This window comes from Candidatus Scalindua japonica (assembly GCF_002443295.1).
Taxonomy (GTDB): domain Bacteria; phylum Planctomycetota; class Brocadiia; order Brocadiales; family Scalinduaceae; genus Scalindua; species Scalindua japonica.
Window position 1 is genome coordinate 149,338 of record NZ_BAOS01000010.1, and the last position, 21,570, is coordinate 170,907.

Below are 21,570 nucleotides of genomic sequence, written 5' to 3' on the forward strand. Positions count from 1 at the left end.
CATCAGTACATATCAAATTTTTAACAGCGCCCTGACTACGCTAACAGAAAAATTATTTATACCAAACAAATGTGCAGGGCGTGATCACCCTGTTTCAGTACAACTGATCTTTATCCAACACTAATGTAAGGAGCCTTTTGTTTTTGTACCGACATTAAACCTACTTAACATTCTTCTGTTTTCCAGCTTCTTCCGTATTATCATTAGTATGTACCAGCACATCAACAATTCTTTTGACGGAATCAGTAAATGGTTTGAACCCAATCATTTTAGTAACTGGATTTGAGAGTGTTCCCGTAATTTGCACCTTTGTCAATTTTTTTCTGACACCACCAACTACAAAATCCATTAAATTACCAATAAAAGGTATCTGAGAAAAAGTCTCTCTGTTTAAACCTGCTACTACAGTCAAATCAATTGTACCGTCAAACTTCACCGTTCCAATACAACCCAACTCTATTGAGTCACTAAATATCTCCAACTCTTCAATATTTACGATTTTGTTTTTAACTGAATATTTTAAATCTGCTGTTTGAAATGACTCTTTTTTCGGTACGGACAGGTTCAAAATCTTTAGAATGCTCAACAAGACCGGTATTTCAGCAAGATGACCATCTCGTAATTTAGCGCTACCCTGGGCAGTAAAACTCATCAAGTTATTATTTATACCCTCAAACTCAACACCTCCTTCACAAACCCCTGTCCACTCCTGTTGTTCTTTTACAAAACTTTCCATCAATTTTGGCAAGGATACTTTGTCAAAATGGAATTCCCCTGAATACTCTCCTTCCGGCGAGGAAATATCTGCTTCGATCGCACCCTGTATGCTGCCTCCACAGTATGATCCATTTATTTTCCTGCTAGCCAGTTGCCCATCTACAATGCTTATCCTGCCATCTACATCAGATGCGATAAGAGGAAAATTGATAAGTCTAAATTTGCATCCCTTGGCATCAATGATAATAGATTGTCTCTCCTTACCTTCCTTAATAATGATCTCATCGTCAAGAACGACACTTACCCATCCCTCAGGCTCAATCTTAAACCAATCTCTTTTAACTTGCTTAGTAAACTTATCCAGAAACTCTTGAGTCACCCTTAAGTCGAATACATTATATAATACTTTCTTGTCTTTGCTTCTGAGTATATATAAACCATCGCAGACAGTACGGGCAAGTTGATCACCATTAATAATATAGCCTCGCATGTTTTTTAACTGAACATCATTTTTACTGACTACCACTCTACCAATAACATCAGTCATTTTAATCGACAAATCAGCGTATTCAATTTCATTACCTTTACCATCAACGGTAATAATATACTCATCCTTACTACTATCTTCAAATCCCTTATAATCAAGCATAAAATCAACCTGACCCGTGGGTTTATATCTAAACCATATTGCTTCCCCTTTTTTTGGAATACTCTTAACCAGATTTTCTGTCATATCCAGATTCGGTATTGAAACCGTAAATCTCTTCTCTTTACTTTTCAGATTTATAACTCCGTCGATCGTGGAATGATTAATCTTTGGCCCGTTTAAAAGATAACCACTCATATTCTTGAGATAGATATTTTTACCGTCCATTTCCATTAATCCAATAATATTGGATAGATCGTAAGGAAGGAAGGGATTTTTCGCCTCAATCCCTTTGCATGATGCTTTAACCGAATAATCTGATATAGAGTTGTCCTCATTACTTCTATAATTTATTGTTAAGTCAATATTGCCACTTGGATGATAATCGTTCCAAACCTTTTCTCCCACATCAGGCACCATTTTCAAAAGTGTTTCCGTAATATTAAAATCCGGTATGTTCAGTTTTATGTTTTTTCGCGCATTACCAGCATCAAAGAATGCATCAATTTCTCCATTAGTCTGTTGTCCCTCATTCTGAATGTCCCCTTTAATACTCCTTAAAAATACTCCTTCTCTTGAATATTCTAACTTACCGTTAACGTGCTTTATATGAAACGGCCATTTAACGTATGTTGCCTCACCATCAATCATATCAAGTTCAAATAAGTAGTCCAGTTTCCTCTTGTCGTCCTTGTTATTAAAATTGAGAGTACAATCCATATCAAACTTCCCTAGAGGTGAATATTCATACCAGAACCTCTCTCCAATCACAGGTATTTTTTTCATAAGTTCCTCAGTCATTATCTTGTCTTTAAACCGGGCCTCTAACCGTAGTTCAGGATTAGCAAGTTTTGTATCAATATTAAACTCCAGCCCCTTCCAGAATCCATCATTAACAGCACCTCTAATGTTTATATTTCTTAATGAACCGCCAAGCTGCTGCCCAAAGAAATCGACGTTTTCTATATTTAAAACGCCATCCTTGAATACTGCCTTGTCAGTCACGTGAATATCAGCAGACTTGACAATAACCCCACCTCTTAAATGATCTGTTGGATACTTGATATTAGCGTGATCCAGATATGCTTTAACACCATGAAGAAATCTCCATATTGCACCCTTTTGTCTAAGTAGAAATAGCTCCGGAGAAACTATCATGATACTATTTATTAAAATCTCTCCTCTTAATAATGCCAATGGCTCATATCTGACAACAATCTTTTCGACTTCAATACGTAATTTTTCCGGTTCTTTCCCCTCATAATTAATACTATCTAAGGTGATTCCTTTGGTAAAGTCAAAATGCGCACTCTCAATGTTTAACTTACCACCAGTATAATCTTCTAACGCACTAGTTACCCTCGATTTAATTGCCTTATCTGAGGTAAGGGCTTTAAGTTTCACATATCCACCTACAAGGACACATCCGAAAACAGCTAATACAATAATTAATATCAGTAGAGCTTTAGACTTTACCAAAAATCACTCCAATATATAAATTCGTTAAATTCCTATAAAATAAAAAGATACATTCATTTAATACCTATTTCAAGTATAAATTAACTGTTAATTACAACATTATAGATTTTGCGGTTTGTTAGAAAGTGACAGGTTGGACATAACTAAAGAATGTTTGCAGTCATTCAAACGTTAAATATGTGATAATGGAATATTGATTTCGTCTAAACGTTGTAAGCTGTCATTCCAACAAATAGCACAAGTTGTATACCTTGCAATACAAGTCGAATTTTCCCAAATTGTACCGATGTAGTGAAACGTTGAACGTGTTCTGTGCTCTGTTCTTTAGCTTTACATCACTTCTGGGTATTATAATTGGCAAGGAGGCACAAATATCGTACCCCCGCTTGCAGGGTAACAGAAACCATTGAATCAGCAACATTGACCACGGTGAACAGGTGAGTGAGGTTTAAGGAAGTTTTTGTTGTGATAGCGATTTAATCTTACTAATCTTCAAAGAATATATCGTCTACCATTCTTGGATTACATTGTTGGTAAAACTGCTGCATATTATCAGTAATTTCTGCATCTGATATTAGTCGCAAAAGCTTTTCCTGTTCTTCATGGAGAATTTCTGTAAACGACTTTTCATATTTCTGAGTTATCTCCCCATCACAAATATCAGTGGTGAAGAAATGAGGAAAAATTCTATTTATTTTCATGCTTTGACCTCCTATTGTCTGAGAAATAATGCTATTAAGATGCTTGAGATAAGACTCCTAAAGTGTGTGTTTACAATCCATTTCTACAACCTTGTTTATCGTTTCTCTATCATATTCATCAATTTGAGTAAAAATTATTACAATACCAAAAAAAGAGGTTTTGGATAATTTATAACACGAGCAACTACCCCATCACATTCTATTGAAGGTACGGTTGTTGAAAGTCCAATTTTTAAATTTAAAATTGTACCAACCTCCAAATTATTACTGAAATTTAAAAAAAACAGCTCTGGCTCCCAGGTTGTTTACGGCAACCATGTCCCAACCTGCAGGGATTGCACCCGGGTTTACGCCCGGTTTCATTCTAAACCTTACCATAAATGGCTTTTCAAACCTGATATATTTTCTTTGTTCTAAATAATCATACATATAAATTTCCGGTAGTGTCAGGTAGGGTTTTGCCTACACATCTTCTTGTCATACCAGAGCACCTCTACCTGTTATCTATTGGACAGTACATTAGATTCTCCGCAAATAGAACACACACGACAAACTGACGGAACAACATTAAGAAAACTCCAGAGCAATGAACGCTTCATTTATTATCGACACATTTACAATAGTCTTTAACTAAATATTTCGAAATATCCATGAATTTTATCTATATTATTGACAAGATGGGATACACAGAGAATACAACACCAGAAATATTTATATGATTTGTAAAAAACATCTATTTCAGGTGATTTTGTGGATGGGATTCTCGGTAAATAATTACTCGTTGTTTATTAAAGATAATAAAATTTTTTTATGAATCACACTGGATATCAGTCAGCTTTTTTTATTTTATCTCTTAAACGAGTGATATCGTCTTTAATTTTTGCGGTACGTTCATCTATATCATTTATGAACACATCAATAATTCTCTTTACTTCTAACTCGTCAGAATTGGCACGCTCCAATTCCAATCCATTTCGTGTTATTAATAGTGAATCAATTACCAACTCTCGACTCTCTATTTGTGAATAGACAACCTGTTCTCTACCCTTTAACGTTTCTTCCTGCATCTGTTTTATGGATTCAGCTACCTTGTTGGTCTGTACAAGTGCATTTTTGGCAGACCTTCTTTCGACAGATGCAAATATGAATATTATTACTGCAGCAGTCACTATGAAAATGGATATAACAATCCCGGTCTTTTTAGTACGATTTTGTTTATTTTTACAATAAACCGCCGTTGAAGCCTCATCATTTTCAATATTGGCTTCTACCAAAGAAATCACATGGCTGTCTGTTTGTGTGTCGTCTGCTTTCCCGGTATGGTTTGTTAATGTTTCAGCACTTTCATCAACTTCATCCTCTACGCCACTCTCTTGCTGATCAGTCAGCATATCGTCTACTCCTTCAGGCGGACCATCATCCTTAGTACCATCTTTTTTCTCTTTTGAATCCCAGCCAGCAACAGAGTTCTCAGCAACATATTCAGACACATCCTCTGATCTATCTATTAGTACGCCTTCTCCATCCTGACCAGAACTTTCTGCTGTATCAATGCCTTCCGTTCCAACTACAACACTCTTTTGTTCGCCTTCAGTCTGGACACTTTTAACTTCATTTGGAAAGCTTTCTGTTGTATATTGAGCAGCAACGGAGTCTTCAATAGTGGATTCAGACATGCCATCCACAGGAATGTCCTCTTGAGAGTCCTCCTTCCCCTGACCTGTTCTCTCTGCCACTTTTGCAAGTCTTTCAGACTCTGCAGCCGCTTCGAGTATTGCATCAGTAATTTCTTCTGTCTGTGAGACATCCACTTCACCTACTTCGATTTCCGTATCGGAACTTCTGGCATTCAACTCAGTTGGCTCATCAGTCTGGTCATCCGATCGTATATCATCTAGCTTCTCTTTTGTACTTTCAGTTGTCCCTGGACCTTCAACTATAGATCCATGTACCTCACCCGAATGCTCGTCTGTTTGAGTACCTCCTGGTTTTTCAATAGGATTCAAATTTGCGTCGGGATCTACAGTAGCCTCCCCTATCATGCTGTCGGATTTTTCTTCAGCCTGTAAACCTTCAATTTCAGTAGTTTCGAGAATTGCCTCTGTTGCCCCACCTGTCTGGTCGTCTTTGTGTAAATGTTCCACCTTCTCTGAGGAAATCTCAGTATCGGACTTTCCAGCATTTACCTTGTTTAAATTATCTGCCGGTTTATCGGTTTGAGTTTTATCTATTTGTGCCAAATACTTTTCAGTGTCAGAAGATGTTTCTATTTCAGGTTCTGTTATTGGCTTTGGTCTGGGCTTTGGTCTTGATTTTGGTTTGGGTTTATCGTCTGTTAGTTTTCGTGTTGTTGATTCCTTTGAGGCTGACTTTACCGTACCCTTAGATCTTGTCTTTTTTTTAACCTCTTTTTCTTCTTTATTACTCTTTTGTTTTGCCATCAGGATTCCAACATGACTTATACATTAAATAGTAATAACTAGAAATCTTATCCTTTATCATTATCTTGTCAATCAATTTATAAAGAATGTTTGATAGTAAATCTGGTATACTACATTCTCTGTTTTCACTTGACTTCAATAAACTTGCAGTTATATTATTCCGATCCATTCCAATGGTATAAAAAGTATTAAGTAACTATCTACTTATTTATCTACTTATTAGCAATTAGACCAACAATGAATTTAAAAAGGAGATAAGGCTTTATGAAGAAACGCAAGTCAATCTATACTATTCCAGTATTTATGCTGGTTACTGTGGTAATTTCACTTCAATCTTTCGCGGACGGTTTACCTCAATATCCGAAAATAAAGGAAGCCCTGAAGAGTATTGTTGGAGAAGAGAATGGGGGATTTGGCCTTAATATGTGGGCAACGGTAGTTGACAGGGACGGGGTTGTAGAAACTGTAGTGTTCTCCGGTAATGACAGAGGTGATCAATAGCCAGGGAGTCGTATAATTTCAGCACAAAAGGCACATACGGCTAATGCTTTCAGCCTGCCCGGGCTTGCATTATCTACCGCCAAACTTTTTTAAATTACTCAACCGATGGGTAGCTTATTTGGCTTACAACATAGTAATCCCGTTAGTACAGAAGTCGCTTGTCGTGGATCATCAAAAAACAAAAGAGTTATGCTTATCCATTTTTCTTATATGGCCTGCAATCTCTCAGGATTAAAAATCTACAACCCCACCGCTGAAGCAGCTTTCGAAAATCCTTTTTATCTCTTCCAGAGTTGGTTGCCGCGGATTAGTGCCGGTACAAGGATCTTCCATGGCGTTCTGCGTTATGGCATCCAATTTTTCTTTCCAAACCTCAGGATCGACACCATACTCTTTGAAATTACTCTTAATACCCACGCTCTGCCTTAGATTCTCTATCTCCTTGGCAAAATCCTCGGCAGTTTCCTTTCCCAGAGCTTGGGCCAACAAGCGGTATTTGTCAGTGCTGCGGCTATTAAACCGAATCACGTTTGGCATAAGGATGGCATTAGCACAACCATGGGGAACACTGAACATGCCACCAATCTGGTGTGCCATTGAGTGGATAATACCTAAAATAGCGTTGGAAAATGCCATCCCGCCCAAACAGGAAGCATCGTGCATGGCCTGACGGGCCTCAAGGTTATTTCCGTCCTTAAAAGCCCGGGGAAGGTAATCGAAAACGATGCGAACAGAATCTATGGAAAGAGCGTCTGTGTAAGGTGATGCCAGGTCGGCAACAAAGGCTTCAACATCGTGGGATAACGCATCCATCCCTGTATTAGCGGTGATATTGGGGGGCATGCTTTGGCAAAGATTTCCGTCTACTATAGCAATATCGGGGCAGATCTCATAGGAAACTAAGGGGTATTTGGTCCCTTTACTACGGTCAGTGATGACCGAAACGCCGGTCGCCTCGGTACCTGTCCCACTGGTGGATGGGATAGCAACAAAGTGGGCCTTGTTGCGCAGTGGTTTTATCGTAAATGGACGAACAATCTCTTCGAAAGTTACTTCAGGGTATTCATAAAATACCCACATGGCCTTAGCTGCATCGATGGCAGAACACCCACCCAGACCAATAATAAGATCAGGTTTCTCATGTTTGAGAAATTCCGCCCCTTTCATCACGGTTTCAACGGAAGGGTCAGGCTCTACCCCTTCAAAAACAGTCGAGGTAATACCGGTTTCCTTCAAAAGGTTGATAGTTTTATCGAGAAACCCGGAGCTCTTTATTGAACCACCGCCTATAACGATAACGGCTTTATTGCCTTCTACCTCTTTCAGGTTCTCCAAAGACCCAAGCCCATGATATATTTTCCTTGGAACGATAAATGATGACATAAATTTTTCTCCTTTATAGATTTTAGTGCAAGGCCAGAAACACTGTGAGTCACTTAATTAATTCGTTATGTTAAGCCGTTAGTCTCACACCGTCGTATATACGTATAGCAACCAAGCATTTTGGAATAGAGGATCAACAAACGGATTTATTATATAGCTTAAATTTGCTTTTTGTCAAGAAAAGTATAGGGGAACTAAACCACTGTGCACTTAAAGCGCATAGGTTTATACTAGCATGCTGATACAATAAACCTATATTAAAATATGTATCAGCTTAAAGCCCGACAATGCCATTCTTACAGATACCATTCGGACAGAAAACCAGAGGTTACAATAACATATAATATACAGTTGCTCAATAAAGTAGTATAGGTATAAATACTATGGTATACTCATTCCGATGAAGAACGCCAAGACAAACCCTAATACGGCAAGGGTGTGTTATTATACTTCCCTACAGTATGAACTTGAAGTTTCTAAAGAACAGACGCATAAACTTCATTCTGGAGAGGGGTGAAGCTATATATTGAACCACATACTAGTAATTAAACATTATCAGTGTACTATAAATGCTACGCATATTTTATGCGAGCCGAGAGCAGCTTGGGTCTTACTAGAGTATGAAACGGCATGGCCGTGGTTTCATAGATTGCGAACCGTTATGATATGCCTTGGATGTGATCGCATTTCTGGAACCGTAGAAGTTGATGAAGTCTACATTGGAGGCAGTTGAAAAGGTAAAAGAGAACGATGAGCAGATGGAACGCCTTTGGTTCTCTTCGCCACTGAAAAAAAAGATAAGCATATTGGTCATATCCGCCTTTTTCGTGTACCGGATGCCTCGGCTATGAGCTTGGTTCCATCCGTTGAAAAAAGGTAGAGCACGGAAGTAGAATCTGTACAGATGGCTGGATTTCTTATGATGGATTGACATCTAAAGGTTATAAACATAATATTGTTAGAAAACCTAATGATGTTGAAAGAAATTTGTTGACATTGGCGCATAGAGCAATTTCACCCTTGAAAAGGTTGTTATCTGGTACTCATCAAGGAGACGTACATCAATCACCTTTAGATTACTATTTGGACGAATTGGCATTTCGTTATATTCGTAAAACTTCTAGGTCAAGAGGCAAATTGTTTTATTGTCTAGTTCAGTAAGCTGTGGACGTCGCGCCTGTAAATGATTCCGAAATAAAAGGTGAACACTAAATATAGTGCCAACTTCGATCAACCGAATCGCTATAAAATCAAATTCAGAGAAGGTAGATATCTTTATGAATAATACACATATTATTGCAGATGAACTCAATCTGCCAAAACCAATAGTTATTAAGGTATTATCCCTCTTTGCCGAGGGTAACACAGTTCCATTTGTAGCAAGATACCGTAAGGAAATAACCGGTGGCCTTGATGAAGTCGCTCTTCGCAATATAGAGGAGCGTAACACCTACCTGGGTGAGCTCGTAGAGCGTAAAGAGACGGTAATAAAAACTATTATCGATCAGGATAAGATGTCTCCGGAGCTTGAAAAAACTATCAATGATTGTCTGTCCAAGACTGAGCTGGAAGAGATATACCTACCTTACAAACCGAAGAGAAGGACCCGTGCCACAATCGCCAGGGAAAAAGGGCTGGAACCACTGGCCATGAAGATATTGGAAATAGATGATGGCTTTGATCCTGTGAACTCGGCCATAGAGGGAATGGATAGTTTTAAGAACATAGAGAGTGTTGAAGATGCACTGGCAGGAGCCGGGGATATTATTTCAGAAATTATATCGGAAAATTCTGATTACCGAAATATTGTCTACACATACATGCATGATGCAGGCCATTATGTTTCAAAGGTGAAGAAAGAATACAAAGAGAAAAATACAAAATACAATATGTATTATGATTACCATCATACTGTCAACTCTATCTCAAGCCATAATATGCTGGGCCTGAGACGCGCGGAAGACGAAGGTGTGATTACTTTTACAATTGAAGTACCTGATGAAGAGATTCTCGCAAAACTGAAAAACAGTATATTAGGAGATAAAAAGAACCAGTCAGCGGAAATAGTGTCAGAGGCAATTGAAGACTCATATAGTCGGTTGATGAAAACATCAATAATTTCGAGAATCCGCCTTGAAAACAAAGACAAAGCGGATGAGGAAGCGATAGAGACCTTTGCTTCAAATCTAAACAATTTACTTCTGGCCCCTCCTGGTGGTGGATGTCCTATTGTAGGAATCGATCCTGGCTTTCGCACAGGTTGTAAAATTGTAGCACTGGATAATACCGGAAAACTCCTTGATGACGCCGTAATCTATCCCACTGAACCAAGAAATGATTTTAAAGGTTCTGCCAGAATACTATATGACTGGTTTAACAGATATAAAATAGAGTTAGTAGCCATTGGTAATGGTACCGGATCACGGGAAACAGGCAAATTTGTACACTGGGCGCTGGCCCAGGATGAAGCAACGGAATTTAAAGGAAAGATAAAAGTCGTAATAGTTAATGAATCAGGGGCATCTATCTATTCCGCATCTGAAGTTGCCGCAAGGGAATTTCCGGACAAAGATATTACTGTCCGTGGAGCGGTGAGTATCGCGCGCAGGCTGCAAGACCCACTGGCAGAGCTGGTAAAGATCGATCCGAAATCTATTGGTGTAGGCCAATATCAACATGATGTTCAGCAGAAAAAACTTAAAAAAAAGCTGGATGATGTCGTCGAAGACTGTGTCAATTATGTAGGTGTAGACGTTAATACCGCTTCGAAGGAGCTACTCTCCTATGTCGCCGGTATCAGCAGCAGTCTGGCTGAAAATATTGTGAGCTACCGCAACCAGAACGGACTTTTCTCCAGTAGGGACCAGTTTCTAAAAGTCAAAAAACTGGGTCCAAAAGCATTTGAACAGTGCGCCGGTTTCATGCGTATCCGCAACTCTGCGAATCTATTGGACAATTCGGCGGTACACCCGGAGAGTTATTATATTGTAGACATGTTTGCTGAAAATCTTCAGGAAAAGCCGAGTAAAATAATTGGTTGTGAAGAGCTGATTGACAAACTTGATCCTCACCTGTTTGTCAGTGCAAAAGCCGGACTTCCCACAATAACTGATATTCTGGAAGAGCTTAAAAAACCGGGACGTGATCCACGTAAACTATTTATTACTGCTGCCTTTGATGAATCAATTAATGAAATAGAAGATCTGGAACCGGATATGATACTGGAGGGTAGTGTAACCAACGTAGCCAACTTTGGTGCCTTTGTTGATATTGGTGTACACCAGGACGGCCTTGTCCACATCTCAGAAATTTCCAATAAATTCGTAAAGGACATAAAAGGTCATGTGTCCGTTGGAGATATCGTCAAAGTCAAAGTCCTTGAAGTTGACGTTGATAGAAAAAGGATATCTCTTTCGATGAAACATCTGTCTCGGTAATAACAACAGCAGAAATGACTAATTGACTAAAATAGTCATTGTCACAATTTTGAACCATCAGCATTGATGAATTTAAAGATCTTCTATTGTATCGAGTTACTAAACAGGTTTACATTCAGTAAAAGTCTATCATAATTAACAACTTTAAAAAGAACTGCAAGTTATTACAACAATGCTGAATCAAAGTGTCAGTAAAATCTAAGATATTTTATTTGCAAACCCCAACTGTTACCCATATCAGGAACCCGGCACATAGCGTTAATCCGATTATAGCCCCGTATAATGTTAGCTTCTCTTTCTTGTTCATAATATGTATATTCCGGTTTTTGTCCTAAAATAAAAACTAAGCCATTGGCAAATACGTTTCTCCACGAAAATCACGATTATTATTAAAAAGCTGTTAATATCAAATTTCATGCCATCACAACCTGTAATCAATACCAATACGTATGTCATTTCCCGATTGATAGTTACCGTTTTCATCAAGAAAATCAAATATTCGTTTTGTTATAAAACCATAACAAAATTCGTTATGGTTTTATAACAAACAGTTACCGTTTCGGCTTGTAAATCTCCTTGTAGTTATGTAACATTACAGGAAATTTCAAATTGGGATACTGCTTTTTTCTTAAAACAATCTCAGAGAATAATCGAATATATAATAATATTGTAGTCTTGCAGACGGAGATAACAGGTTGATAGTTTGTCACCGCAATTGCCTGAAGTGAACCCTTTGTGTATTTAGCGACTTGGCATGAGGAAGGAATATATGGAAAATATAGAAATATTAATTCACAGGTTAAATAATGTCCTGGGGATAATAGAATCCTGTATTAATCGGTTGAAAAGTGCTGATGCAAATACATTTAATAAGAGGTGGTTTAATATGAAAGAGGTAATCATTGTTACCGGAAGAGATAGGCTCAGTAAAGAGATAGCTTTATATAATAAGCTGGAGAACACGATAGAAAACAGATTTGCGGGAATATACTACAAGATTGACAAACAGCTCTCTGAGGCAGATTTAAACTACAAGGCCATGTTCGATCTACTTGATGAACCTGGTGATTATTCAGAAGAAAACAAAGTTGTGCTATTAACCAATGGGGACAAACTGGTAAAACTTCTTAAAGATATTATATCCAGACTGTCCCGACCAGAACCAGAAAATGATAGCTGATTTTTCCAAAAGGTTAGTATACCAGCCTGAATGACTCATCCGGGCGAGTAAGTCTGGTAGACGCATCCTTTAATTTTCGTTATTTACAGAAAAAAAATCTCATATACCTACCAGATAATGAGGAATATTCACCAAGGCAGAAGTGACTACTGTACATAGAGCAAAACTATTCAATCCATGTAATAATAGATAATGGAAGGAGATAAAAGATTGAATTACAGAAAAAACAGAATTTTGGTCATTGATGACGAGCCGGGTTGGTGTACATTGTTAAAATCCGGACTTCAAGAACACGACCTGGAGGTTGAGTATGAAACTGAGGCCGAAAATGCTTTAAAGGCAATCAGCTCTTTTAAACCTGACGCAGTGTTACTTGATGTACTATTTGGTAATGTTAGCAAAGGTAAATTAGTATTTAAACATATAAAAAAGAGTTATCCGAATCTCACTATTATAATGCTCTCCAGTACAGTGGCGGATGATGATTTCATGCTTAAAGATTACCCGGAATGTGCCTTTGCTTTTGCAAAAAACCAGCTAAACTCTGGTATAGATGGCATTTATAGAAGTTTTACTGAGAAGATCAGGCGTGCTATCAGGAATACGGAAGCAACCTCAGATTCTCTACAAAAGGAGTTTGACTTTGTTATTGGCAAGACTACGGCTATGAAAAAAGTGTGTAAAGACATTTTAAATGCTGCTGCCACAAACGCAACCATATTGATTACGGGTGAAAGTGGTGTAGGAAAGGGCTTGATTGCAAGTGCAATTAAAGACAATAGCAATAGAAGTGATAAACAATTTGTAATAAAAAGTTGTACTGACTTTCCTAGTGATAACATTCTGATAAGTGAACTCTTCGGCCATGAAAAGGGAGCTTTTACAGGAGCAGAAGAGAGCCATCATGGAATTCTTGAAGAAGCCTGTGGAGGAACTGTATTTATTGACGAAATAGGTGACGCCTCACTGGAAGCGCAAGGACGGTTATTGAGATTCTTACAGGAAAAGACAATACGGAGAATGAAAGGAAAGAAAGATATCAAGATAGATGCCAGGGTTATTATGGCAACAAACAAAAACCTTCAGAGCTTAATAAGAGCAGATAAGTTTAGAGAGGATCTGTTTTACCGCTTAAATCAGTATAAAATCCTGGTCCCATCCTTGAGAGAGAGAAAGGATGACATTCCAGATTTTCTTGCTTACTTCATTAGAAAATTCAATAAGGAGGACGACAAGAATATTCTTGTTGAAACAAAAAACGGAGAAAAAGATTATTTACGGGCTGATGTATTGGAGCTATTGAAAAGATATGATTGGCCTGGAAACATAAGAGAGTTTGAGAATACCGTACGGCGAGCAATGATAAACGCGGGTGATTCTAACATCCTGCAGACTGACTATTTTGATTTTGACGTCAAAGGAGAAATCGAAAAGCAGCCATCAGATATTGAAAAATTGATAGACGAAATTTTTAAGAAAAAATGGCGAGGAAAAGATAAATGGATGAAGTTTGCCAAAATATATACTACGAATGGTGGGCGAAAGGAGATATTACAAAAATGTGTCCAAAGGCTTAAGAGCGACCGACAAAATAGTAATATCAGATATCAAGACCTGGCCGATTTATTTGGAATTACAGAAAATAATATGAGACAACAGTTTCACGTACTTGAAATCAATTGGAAGGATCTAAAGAAATAAAAAAATAAAATCTACCAAATTGAACGATTCCTAAACGTAATAAAGTATTATTTTGTTATAAAACCATAACAATTCTTGTTAGGGATTTACTGTAGAAGGCAATATCCAAAACCAAATCCACAGCACTATCATATTGTTACATAACCACTTAAAGCATCACTATCCACAAAGAAACATTGGCATCAATTTTGCGAATACACTTAATTGATGTAGTAACCGCCATTCACCTGCTGGTCCAAAGACATGATAGACTTCTCCATTCTAATGCATGATCTATTTGGACCAGCAGAGATTTATTGTCACAAAACTTTCATTTATTGTAGATATGTGGAGTATTGGATAGTGAGTAAAAAAATCCTGATAGTGGAATATGACGTGTCCTTTCATACTTTGTATGAACTCATTCTAGACGATACTGATTACAGAATAATTCATGCATATGACGAAAATGATGCATTAGCTAAAGTGGAAGAAGAAAACCCGGACTTGATTATTCTTGATATATTACTGGACATGATAACAGGAGATACATTCTTCTTATTTTTGAAAAATATACCCAAATATGCTGATATACCCGTTATTATAGCCAGTAACTATCCTCGGCAAAAATACAAAAGTCTAAAGGAAATAGATCCAACACTTGTAATTCTTGATAAGACCGCTATAAATGAAACCTTGATTACCGAAATCAACGCAAAAATTGGATAGAAAATTATATAGTACTGACAAGAGAAAATTAATATGTAAGGATATACTAATAGAGAATACCGGTGTACGGAGAGGGCTTCTCATAATGGAAAATAATGGAATGATTGAGATTACGATGCTGCAGTTCATTTCTCTTGAAACCACCGATAAACTATCTATACCAATTATTAATTATGTGTGTGGAAGGCAAAGAAAACGGAAGTTTCAAATGATGCGACACATAAATATCATTTCAGGAGAATGAGAGATGGCAACGATTTTAATTGCAGACGATGAACCCGGAATGAGAATCTTAATTGAACAAACCCTTGAACCACTTATAGACAAAGGAGTAGAGTTACTACTTGCAAATGATGGAAAACAGGCACTTGAGATTATTAAGAGAGCAAAACCAGATCTTGTACTCCTTGATGTCATGATGCCGGAAATGAGTGGTTTTGATGTGTGTAATTCGGCTAAGAATATACTTGGAATGAAAGATGTTTACATCTTGATACTTACTGCAAAGGGACAGAAGTTTGATAAACAAATGGCTAAAGATATCGGTGTTAATCATTATATAACAAAACCTTTTGATCTTGATGAGCTCCTTGAAAAAGTGGTTAATATTCTTGGAATTGAGATGTAGATAGAAACTTATTTTTTTCAATAATCTAAACACCCGTTCTTTCTAAAGACCTTTTATAGCAAAAATCATGTTGAGTTTCACATAAACACTCCTGGTAGATCAATTACAGAAATCTCTGGCTGAACGGTAATTATTAATCCTTGTCTGCCAGACCTGGGTATTGTTCCATAAGGGGATTTTTGTCCAGATTAACGTGAGTCTGTTCTTTAAGTGCTTTCCTGAGATACTTCGGAAGGTTAAAGAGCGCCTGGTGGGTAATACCATCATAGAATCTCAGTTCTGAATTGACCCTCTCAGAAATCCTGCGGTCTATCTTTTCAGGGCTTATCTGGGCAGGATCCAGGTCGTTTGTGGCGAGACAGAATCCCCATAGCAGGGCGAATGATGGCACGTACGCGGCATATGGAAATACATTAGGAAATACCGCTTGAAGCGTTTTACTGAGAACGGTATATGTTTGTAGAGCTACTGGTGAAGTTGTGCTTGCCTGGATAGACAATACACCATGAGGTGTAAGCTTCTGTTTTACAAGAGCATAGAATTCTTTAGTAAATAGCTTGTAAGCGGGACCCTCTTCCAGTGGGCAGGTAATATCCATTATTACAGCATCAAACTCTTCATCAGAGTCCTCAATGAATTTGCGACCATCACCGAAAGTAAGCACTGTCCTTTTATCTGAAAAGCAGCCATTATGAAAGGTCGGCAGGTACTTTTCCGCACATTCCACCACTTTTTCATCAATGTCCACCATCATAGCCTTGTTGACTGTCTTATGATGGAGGACTTCTCTCAATGTAGCACCCTCACCACCACCTATAATAGCTACTTTTTCTGGTTCAGGATGCATTATCATAGCAGGCTGTACAAGCGCTTCGTGATAGATAAACTCATCCAGTTCAAACGATTGGAATTCATTATCAAGAATAAGGCATCTGCCAAAATTGTGAGTTTCGGCTACTACTATCTCCTGGATATCTGAATTTCCATGGTATATTGTACCTTTAATGGCATGTTTATGAACTTCAGAAGGGCTGAAATAGTCGTAAATCCATCGTGAAGGAAGGTCTTTTTTCAGTTGTTTGCCTCTCTAAGTAGTTGTAGACAACGCTTTAGAAAGCATTGTCTCCTTGATAAATGGTGAACCCCTTTTTATCTCAACGGAAGTGTGCTCTTTTGGCCCAAAACCATCCAGCAGCCTCTTAACGGCTATTTGAGGATCAGCTACAGTTCCACAAGTAAATATATCAGCAGCCACATAGCCTTCTATAGGCCACGTATGAATTGAAATATGTGACTCTGATAAAATAGCTACAGCAGTTATTCCCGGAGGATCAAACTCGTGGTGAATAGATTTGACTACAGTCGCGCCGGCATCATTTGCAGCATCACACATAATTTGTGTTATCTTTTCCGCATCATCAAGGATTTCCCTGTTACAATCCCACATCTCAACTAAAAGATGTCGTCCGAATGCTTCCATTCTCTACCCCCCCATTTCTTAAGAAGAAAGATAAAGAATAATTTGTGGCGATTGTTGACCGCCCGCCTTAACAACAAAGAAGCGAACAATCAGGTACCATGACCTTAACATTGCCTTAAATTACTCTTACAACTCTTTAACTCATACGGTTCTATACTAAAAAAAAATGAAGATGCATTTTTATCTATATACGTTGATTTGTCAAGAAAGATTTTTGTTACCTGGAGAAAGCTATGCCTGGCTATAATAAAAAAGGTACTAAATATGATAAGTGTCCGGCTAGGTTTATACGTATTGCAAGTAAACACTCCAGAGAATCACGTCAAGGTTCTTTGTCTGATAAACGGAGCCATTACAGGTTATGGTGATGCCTCTTCCCAGCTTTCAATTACTACTCCTTTCGATTTCAGGTTTACTTTTGTACTTTCTACAACTCCGTTTGAATATTTTTCCACTCTTGATGCAGTCAAGTCGGTGCAAACCACTACTTGAATTTTTCCATCAGAGAGGAATTCTACAAGTTTTTCTGCAGTTACTTTAACGCAATGCTCAAGCAAGAAGCCCGCAACTACAAACTTACTAATTCCGTTCCTGATGTCATCACCTACTACGTTCCCGAATTCTTTAGAGGAAAAGGCGTTCTCCTCACACTTAGTTGTTCTCGATCTAAACTTAACATTCGACAATTCACTGATTACTCTACAGTCTTCGTTAGCATCCGGAACACATAGATTGGCGAGAGTGTCATCCATGTTTCCATCTGTAAATTGACCTGCAAAATATTCAGACCTCACAAGATGTGTTCTAGTCGAAATCGCCGCGGCCTGGGCAATTCTGGGAATTGTATTTCTGATCTCGGCGAGTTCCCTCTCTCCATACCTCTTTGCAAGAGAACCGCTTAGTCCGCAAAATCCGATCAATGGATCTATAAGAATTAGTGACTGATTATCGGTTACCATAACGCTGAGGTGAGGTGTGCCGTATGGCGTATAAAATAATGAAAAAAATATAATAAGCAAAGAATCTAAAAATCGCAAGAGATAAAGACGTAAACTCCACTAACTCGTTCGGTCTTTAATAATTACCTGTTTTTATTAGCGTTGTCAATATTTGTCAACAACAAATACTCCGCTTTTATTTATTCACTCTTCAAGATGTGAGCCCGCTGCTCTCAGGTTTTCAAGTGAGTCTGTATGGGTAGGCAAGATTGAAAGTGCTTTTTGAAAAAATTTTATTGAATCTTCATATTTACCTTTACCGGCTAATAATACACCAACGTTATTATAAACATCAGGAAAATAGGGGTTCAACGCAACCGCTTTATTAAATAAGGTAATGGCTGCTTCTGTTTTATCCATGGATAAATACAATTCGCCTAATCCATTATAACTTCTGAAGTCATTAGGATTTGAAGCAACTGCTTTTTCATATTTGTTCAGAGCGTTATCAAAATCTTCTGTTTCAACATCAAGTTCCGCCAACAGTCTGAAGAGAGATGAAATTTTCCTAGAATTGTTGCCTTCTTTAATTTTTTCATCCAGGAAATCCCTCATTCTCTTTTTGTCAACTGAATTTTCCTTCATTAAAGACAATCTTACTGAAGCCTCAAAATTATCAGGAAAAATGTCAAGAATGTATTCAAGATGCTTCCGGGTTTCATGAACATTTCCATTGATCTCTGCGTTTAAAGCACGGTCAAGTAATATTTCGCTGTATAGTTGATCGTTTCTTCGGTAAAGCGGAAAGTCAAAGCAGATGCCTTGCGGGTTACCGGCATTTTTATACCTGTGATCAGTAAGCCTGAAAGTTTTCATAAGATTGTATGGAATACCGATTTTATTCTGGAGCCTTTTGATATTCCAGTTATCTTTTACCTTATAATTGTAGAAAAGCAGCAATTCAGGAGGTTTTTCCCTCAGGGAGTTAAGTAATTCGTCTTCAATTATGATATGATCATGATGTGCATAAGGCACGAGATAGCTGATATGCGAATTGAAGGCTTCTCGTCCTGCGTAAAGATATATAGAAGGTTGATCTCCCCACACGAACAGTTTTTCCTCTTCTTTAGAATGCTTGCGAATATATTGACCGATAGTTTCGCCTAATCGAAACAGCTTTCCAAATAAAGGATCAAGATATCCGAAAGAATTAATCTCACCTTTAGAAAATGACTTAATAATTGTTATTCCAATTCTGGTACACTCAATACCGATGAATGCTATTACCGTCCATCCTAAAACACCACTATTTAAGAGGTACGGCCATATGTCAAAGGCAGTCTTTGCCGCAAGAATGCTGACAGGCGCCCAACATGGATTGAAATGTGGAGTATAATAGTTTTTCTGAACCTGCTGCATTAACAGGAAGATGATAAAGAGTAAAACCATTGATAAACTGAACAGATCGAAATCTTTAAATAGCAGAATAATCTGAGCAGCAGCTAAGAAAAGAATCATATATAAATCTTTAATTGCGGGCAGCATAAAGTCACTGAAACATGCCCATTGAGTCTTTCTATCCTTATTATGGTGGGCTTTGACATATGTGCCTGTTGTAAGATAATCAGATGTTTTTGAGATACGATTAATTAGCGGCTTTAATTTAAGTTTGATGATATAGACATTGAATGCTTCAATTGCGGGGTAAAATGTTCTATGTAAATACTGATTTAAATCTCCGCCTTGCCTTTTAACATGGTATATTGGCAGTAGATTAATTCCCATAAACGCTACCATGTAATAAGAAACACCCGCTAAGAAGTGCGGTGTGAAATAAAAAATTAGCGGTAATAGCATACTGAAGATAAGCGCGGGAGTTTTTATCTGGACAGACCACGCAGACATAATACCAGAGAGAACAAAATAAAAACTATTTCCGGTTGTCATGCCATAATATGTAAAAATAATGCAAAGATTTATGGGTAGAATAAAAAAGTGCTCAGCATACGTTAAAACAAATAATGTGTTTGGTACAGCGGTTAACATTGCGAAAGATAGCCCGGCAACAAATGACAAGAGAGGGTCATTCCAGAAGCACAGGCTCAGCCAGTAAATAGATACTGATGTAAGACTGTACCAGATCGATTTAAATATGTAAAAGAATGTTAATCTCTCAAAGCCGATAATATTGTAAAGCCTTGCCGATATCCATGGTACTCCAAAATAACCGTTATTGTCGTATCCCTTGAACATTCTAACCCCTTTTTGCCAGAATACTGATAAATAATACCAGTTACCGTCATCTTCAGATAGGGGCTTTCGTAACTTAGGGATGTTTAACGTCAACGCAGTGAGAATTAATATCGTTACTGCCAATACATTTGTCATTTACAAGATACCTCAGTTTGTATTTATTCAGATGTTTCTGTAACAATGACTAAACATCTCAAATTTTAACAGTATTAAACCTCTAATTATTTTAGCCGGGGTGTATTTTGTTTGATTTTTTTTCAACATATTTCCAGTGAGACGGGTGGAAATATGTTTTATAGTCATCTGGGTCCCAATAGCCTGTTATATAACAACTTGCACATTTATTGTATACTGGTGTATCAGTATTGTAGGTCCTTCGTAATTCACTATATCTTTTGCCTGACCAGATGTCAGAAAATGAAGAGTGATTAAGATCTCCTAAATCGTAACGACCAATACAACAGGGAGATACTTTACCGCTTGGTTCAATATAGGTAGACTCGAACAGGTAATTGCAATAATTATTTGATTTGTATTTACCAAATATTTTTAGAAAATTAATCGGTGCAGAAAAATGTATGCCCAGTATTTTTGATAGAAGCAGCGATTTCGCAATAACTATTTTCGTCCTCGTTTTCTCCCAGAATATTGACCAATCCGGATTCATGTGTTCATGAATAAAACCGAATGCGACGGTTACTCCGTCAATACCTGTTCTTTTTGCCAGCCGTAATAAATCCGGCACTTGTTCCAGATTAGACTTAAACAGAGCAGCATGGAAATCAATATGTGGTTTTTTATTATTATCTGTTTTTCTCCTGGCTTTTACGATAGTTTCTGCTCCCTTAATAACATTTTCATATCCTGCACCAGATCTCAATAATTCAAGTGTTTCCTTTACAGGGCTGTCAATTGATATCTGCATATTCTTTACTGATGAATTGCAGATAACTTCAGCATTTCTTTCGTTAAGTATCGTACCATTAGTAGATATAAATATAGGGACATTGCGTTTCGTTGCCTCCGACAGGACATGAGCGAAATGACTGGAGAGGAGATTTTCTCCGGCAGAATCAATTCTCAGCTCCCTCAGGGAATCAAATGTTTCAGTTATCAGTTTATCAATAACATCTTTACTTAAAAAAACACCTTTCGGGTATGATTTTTTATCACCCCAGCGACAGATTATACAGTGTATATTGCAGGCACTTGTTAAATTGAGATGCATTCGTTCAGGTTTATCTAATGGAGAGGTAAGTACCTTTCCTGGTAGGCAAAATGAACTCAGAGAATGTAGTATAGATTTCATTGTAATCATTGTTTTTAACACCTCATTAAAGGAAATATTAAAATTTTAAAGAAAGCACGGCAAACAGC

17 protein-coding genes and 1 pseudogene are annotated in these 21,570 nt (G+C 37.7%); 8 read left to right on the top strand and 10 right to left on the bottom strand.

Going from position 1 to position 21,570, the window contains the following annotated elements; genetic code table 11:
- Window positions 1–160 precede the first annotated feature (160 nt).
- From SCALIN_RS06630 to SCALIN_RS06640, 4 genes are all read right to left on the bottom strand, one after another.
- Window positions 161–2,842: an AsmA-like C-terminal region-containing protein gene (locus SCALIN_RS06630; RefSeq protein WP_096893640.1), complete on the bottom strand. Its 2,682-nt coding sequence runs from the start codon at window positions 2,840–2,842 to the stop codon at window positions 161–163.
- A 485-nt stretch (window positions 2,843–3,327) separates the two neighbouring features.
- Window positions 3,328–3,543, bottom strand: coding sequence for a hypothetical protein (locus SCALIN_RS06635; RefSeq protein ID WP_096893641.1), 216 nt, complete (start codon window positions 3,541–3,543; stop codon window positions 3,328–3,330).
- A gap of 264 nt (window positions 3,544–3,807) precedes the next feature.
- Entirely contained in the window at window positions 3,808–3,972 is a 165-nt protein-coding gene (locus SCALIN_RS22010) for a hypothetical protein (RefSeq protein WP_162532187.1), read from the bottom strand.
- Window positions 3,973–4,370: 398 nt separating this feature from the next.
- The gene (locus SCALIN_RS06640) at window positions 4,371–5,984 is read right to left on the bottom strand and encodes a putative sodium/potassium/calcium exchanger (protein WP_096893642.1); all 1,614 of its coding nucleotides are present in this window, start codon (window positions 5,982–5,984) and stop codon (window positions 4,371–4,373) included.
- A gap of 264 nt (window positions 5,985–6,248) precedes the next feature.
- Between SCALIN_RS06640 and SCALIN_RS22630 the strand changes: the two genes are divergently transcribed.
- Window positions 6,249–6,485: a hypothetical protein gene (locus tag SCALIN_RS22630; RefSeq protein WP_203415384.1), complete on the top strand. Its 237-nt coding sequence runs from the start codon at window positions 6,249–6,251 to the stop codon at window positions 6,483–6,485.
- Between the two features lie 231 nt (window positions 6,486–6,716).
- Here the strand turns inward: SCALIN_RS22630 and SCALIN_RS06650 are convergent, their stop codons facing one another.
- Window positions 6,717–7,868, bottom strand: a complete 1,152-nt coding sequence (locus tag SCALIN_RS06650; protein ID WP_096893643.1) for an iron-containing alcohol dehydrogenase — start codon at window positions 7,866–7,868, stop codon at window positions 6,717–6,719.
- A gap of 885 nt (window positions 7,869–8,753) precedes the next feature.
- Between SCALIN_RS06650 and SCALIN_RS23830 the strand changes: the two are divergent.
- The 7 genes and pseudogenes from SCALIN_RS23830 to SCALIN_RS06680 all read left to right on the top strand — a co-directional run.
- A pseudogene (locus tag SCALIN_RS23830) lies at window positions 8,754–9,029 on the top strand (transposase); the annotation flags it as partial.
- Window positions 9,030–9,145: 116 nt separating this feature from the next.
- The gene (locus tag SCALIN_RS06660) at window positions 9,146–11,305 is read left to right on the top strand and encodes a Tex family protein (RefSeq protein ID WP_096893647.1); all 2,160 of its coding nucleotides are present in this window, start codon (window positions 9,146–9,148) and stop codon (window positions 11,303–11,305) included.
- A 769-nt stretch (window positions 11,306–12,074) separates the two neighbouring features.
- Entirely contained in the window at window positions 12,075–12,485 is a 411-nt protein-coding gene (locus SCALIN_RS06665; RefSeq protein WP_096893648.1) for a hypothetical protein, read from the top strand.
- A 210-nt stretch (window positions 12,486–12,695) separates the two neighbouring features.
- The gene (locus SCALIN_RS06670) at window positions 12,696–14,186 is read left to right on the top strand and encodes a sigma-54-dependent transcriptional regulator (protein WP_162532188.1); all 1,491 of its coding nucleotides are present in this window, start codon (window positions 12,696–12,698) and stop codon (window positions 14,184–14,186) included.
- Between the two features lie 342 nt (window positions 14,187–14,528).
- Window positions 14,529–14,894, top strand: a complete 366-nt coding sequence (locus SCALIN_RS06675) for a response regulator (RefSeq protein WP_162532189.1) — start codon at window positions 14,529–14,531, stop codon at window positions 14,892–14,894.
- 85 nt (window positions 14,895–14,979) lie between these two features.
- Window positions 14,980–15,138 carry a hypothetical protein gene (locus tag SCALIN_RS22015; RefSeq protein ID WP_162532190.1) on the top strand — a complete coding sequence of 53 codons (159 nt, stop codon included), beginning with the start codon at window positions 14,980–14,982 and terminating at the stop codon, window positions 15,136–15,138.
- 3 nt (window positions 15,139–15,141) lie between these two features.
- Window positions 15,142–15,522: a response regulator gene (locus SCALIN_RS06680; RefSeq protein ID WP_096893652.1), complete on the top strand. Its 381-nt coding sequence runs from the start codon at window positions 15,142–15,144 to the stop codon at window positions 15,520–15,522.
- A gap of 133 nt (window positions 15,523–15,655) precedes the next feature.
- On the opposite strand, the gene speE is transcribed toward SCALIN_RS06680, so the two are convergent.
- The 5 genes from speE to SCALIN_RS06705 form a co-directional block, all read right to left on the bottom strand.
- The gene (gene speE, locus SCALIN_RS06685; RefSeq protein ID WP_203415386.1) at window positions 15,656–16,597 is read right to left on the bottom strand and encodes a polyamine aminopropyltransferase; all 942 of its coding nucleotides are present in this window, start codon (window positions 16,595–16,597) and stop codon (window positions 15,656–15,658) included.
- A 12-nt stretch (window positions 16,598–16,609) separates the two neighbouring features.
- Entirely contained in the window at window positions 16,610–17,002 is a 393-nt protein-coding gene (gene speD / locus SCALIN_RS06690; RefSeq protein ID WP_096893655.1) for an adenosylmethionine decarboxylase, read from the bottom strand.
- Between the two features lie 359 nt (window positions 17,003–17,361).
- A complete protein-coding gene (locus SCALIN_RS06695; protein ID WP_133111729.1) occupies window positions 17,362–18,021 on the bottom strand; it encodes a cysteine hydrolase family protein in 660 nt (219 codons plus the stop codon).
- Between the two features lie 123 nt (window positions 18,022–18,144).
- Window positions 18,145–20,328 carry a tetratricopeptide repeat protein gene (locus SCALIN_RS06700; protein ID WP_096893658.1) on the bottom strand — a complete coding sequence of 728 codons (2,184 nt, stop codon included), beginning with the start codon at window positions 20,326–20,328 and terminating at the stop codon, window positions 18,145–18,147.
- Between the two features lie 91 nt (window positions 20,329–20,419).
- Window positions 20,420–21,511: a radical SAM protein gene (locus SCALIN_RS06705; RefSeq protein WP_096893660.1), complete on the bottom strand. Its 1,092-nt coding sequence runs from the start codon at window positions 21,509–21,511 to the stop codon at window positions 20,420–20,422.
- Window positions 21,512–21,570: the final 59 nt, after the last annotated feature.

Coding starts and splice junctions, on each gene's coding strand:
- SCALIN_RS06705 (WP_096893660.1), bottom strand. CDS start 21,511: ATGATTACAATGAAATCTATACTACATTCTCTGAGTTCATTTTGCCTA.
- SCALIN_RS22015 (WP_162532190.1), top strand. CDS start 14,980: ATGGAAAATAATGGAATGATTGAGATTACGATGCTGCAGTTCATTTCT.
- SCALIN_RS06680 (WP_096893652.1), top strand. CDS start 15,142: ATGGCAACGATTTTAATTGCAGACGATGAACCCGGAATGAGAATCTTA.
- SCALIN_RS06640 (WP_096893642.1), bottom strand. CDS start 5,984: ATGGCAAAACAAAAGAGTAATAAAGAAGAAAAAGAGGTTAAAAAAAAG.
- SCALIN_RS06665 (WP_096893648.1), top strand. CDS start 12,075: ATGGAAAATATAGAAATATTAATTCACAGGTTAAATAATGTCCTGGGG.
- SCALIN_RS22010 (WP_162532187.1), bottom strand. CDS start 3,972: ATGTATGATTATTTAGAACAAAGAAAATATATCAGGTTTGAAAAGCCA.
- SCALIN_RS22630 (WP_203415384.1), top strand. CDS start 6,249: ATGAAGAAACGCAAGTCAATCTATACTATTCCAGTATTTATGCTGGTT.
- speD (WP_096893655.1), bottom strand. CDS start 17,002: ATGGAAGCATTCGGACGACATCTTTTAGTTGAGATGTGGGATTGTAAC.
- SCALIN_RS06635 (WP_096893641.1), bottom strand. CDS start 3,543: ATGAAAATAAATAGAATTTTTCCTCATTTCTTCACCACTGATATTTGT.
- SCALIN_RS06650 (WP_096893643.1), bottom strand. CDS start 7,868: ATGTCATCATTTATCGTTCCAAGGAAAATATATCATGGGCTTGGGTCT.
- SCALIN_RS06660 (WP_096893647.1), top strand. CDS start 9,146: ATGAATAATACACATATTATTGCAGATGAACTCAATCTGCCAAAACCA.
- SCALIN_RS06700 (WP_096893658.1), bottom strand. CDS start 20,328: ATGACAAATGTATTGGCAGTAACGATATTAATTCTCACTGCGTTGACG.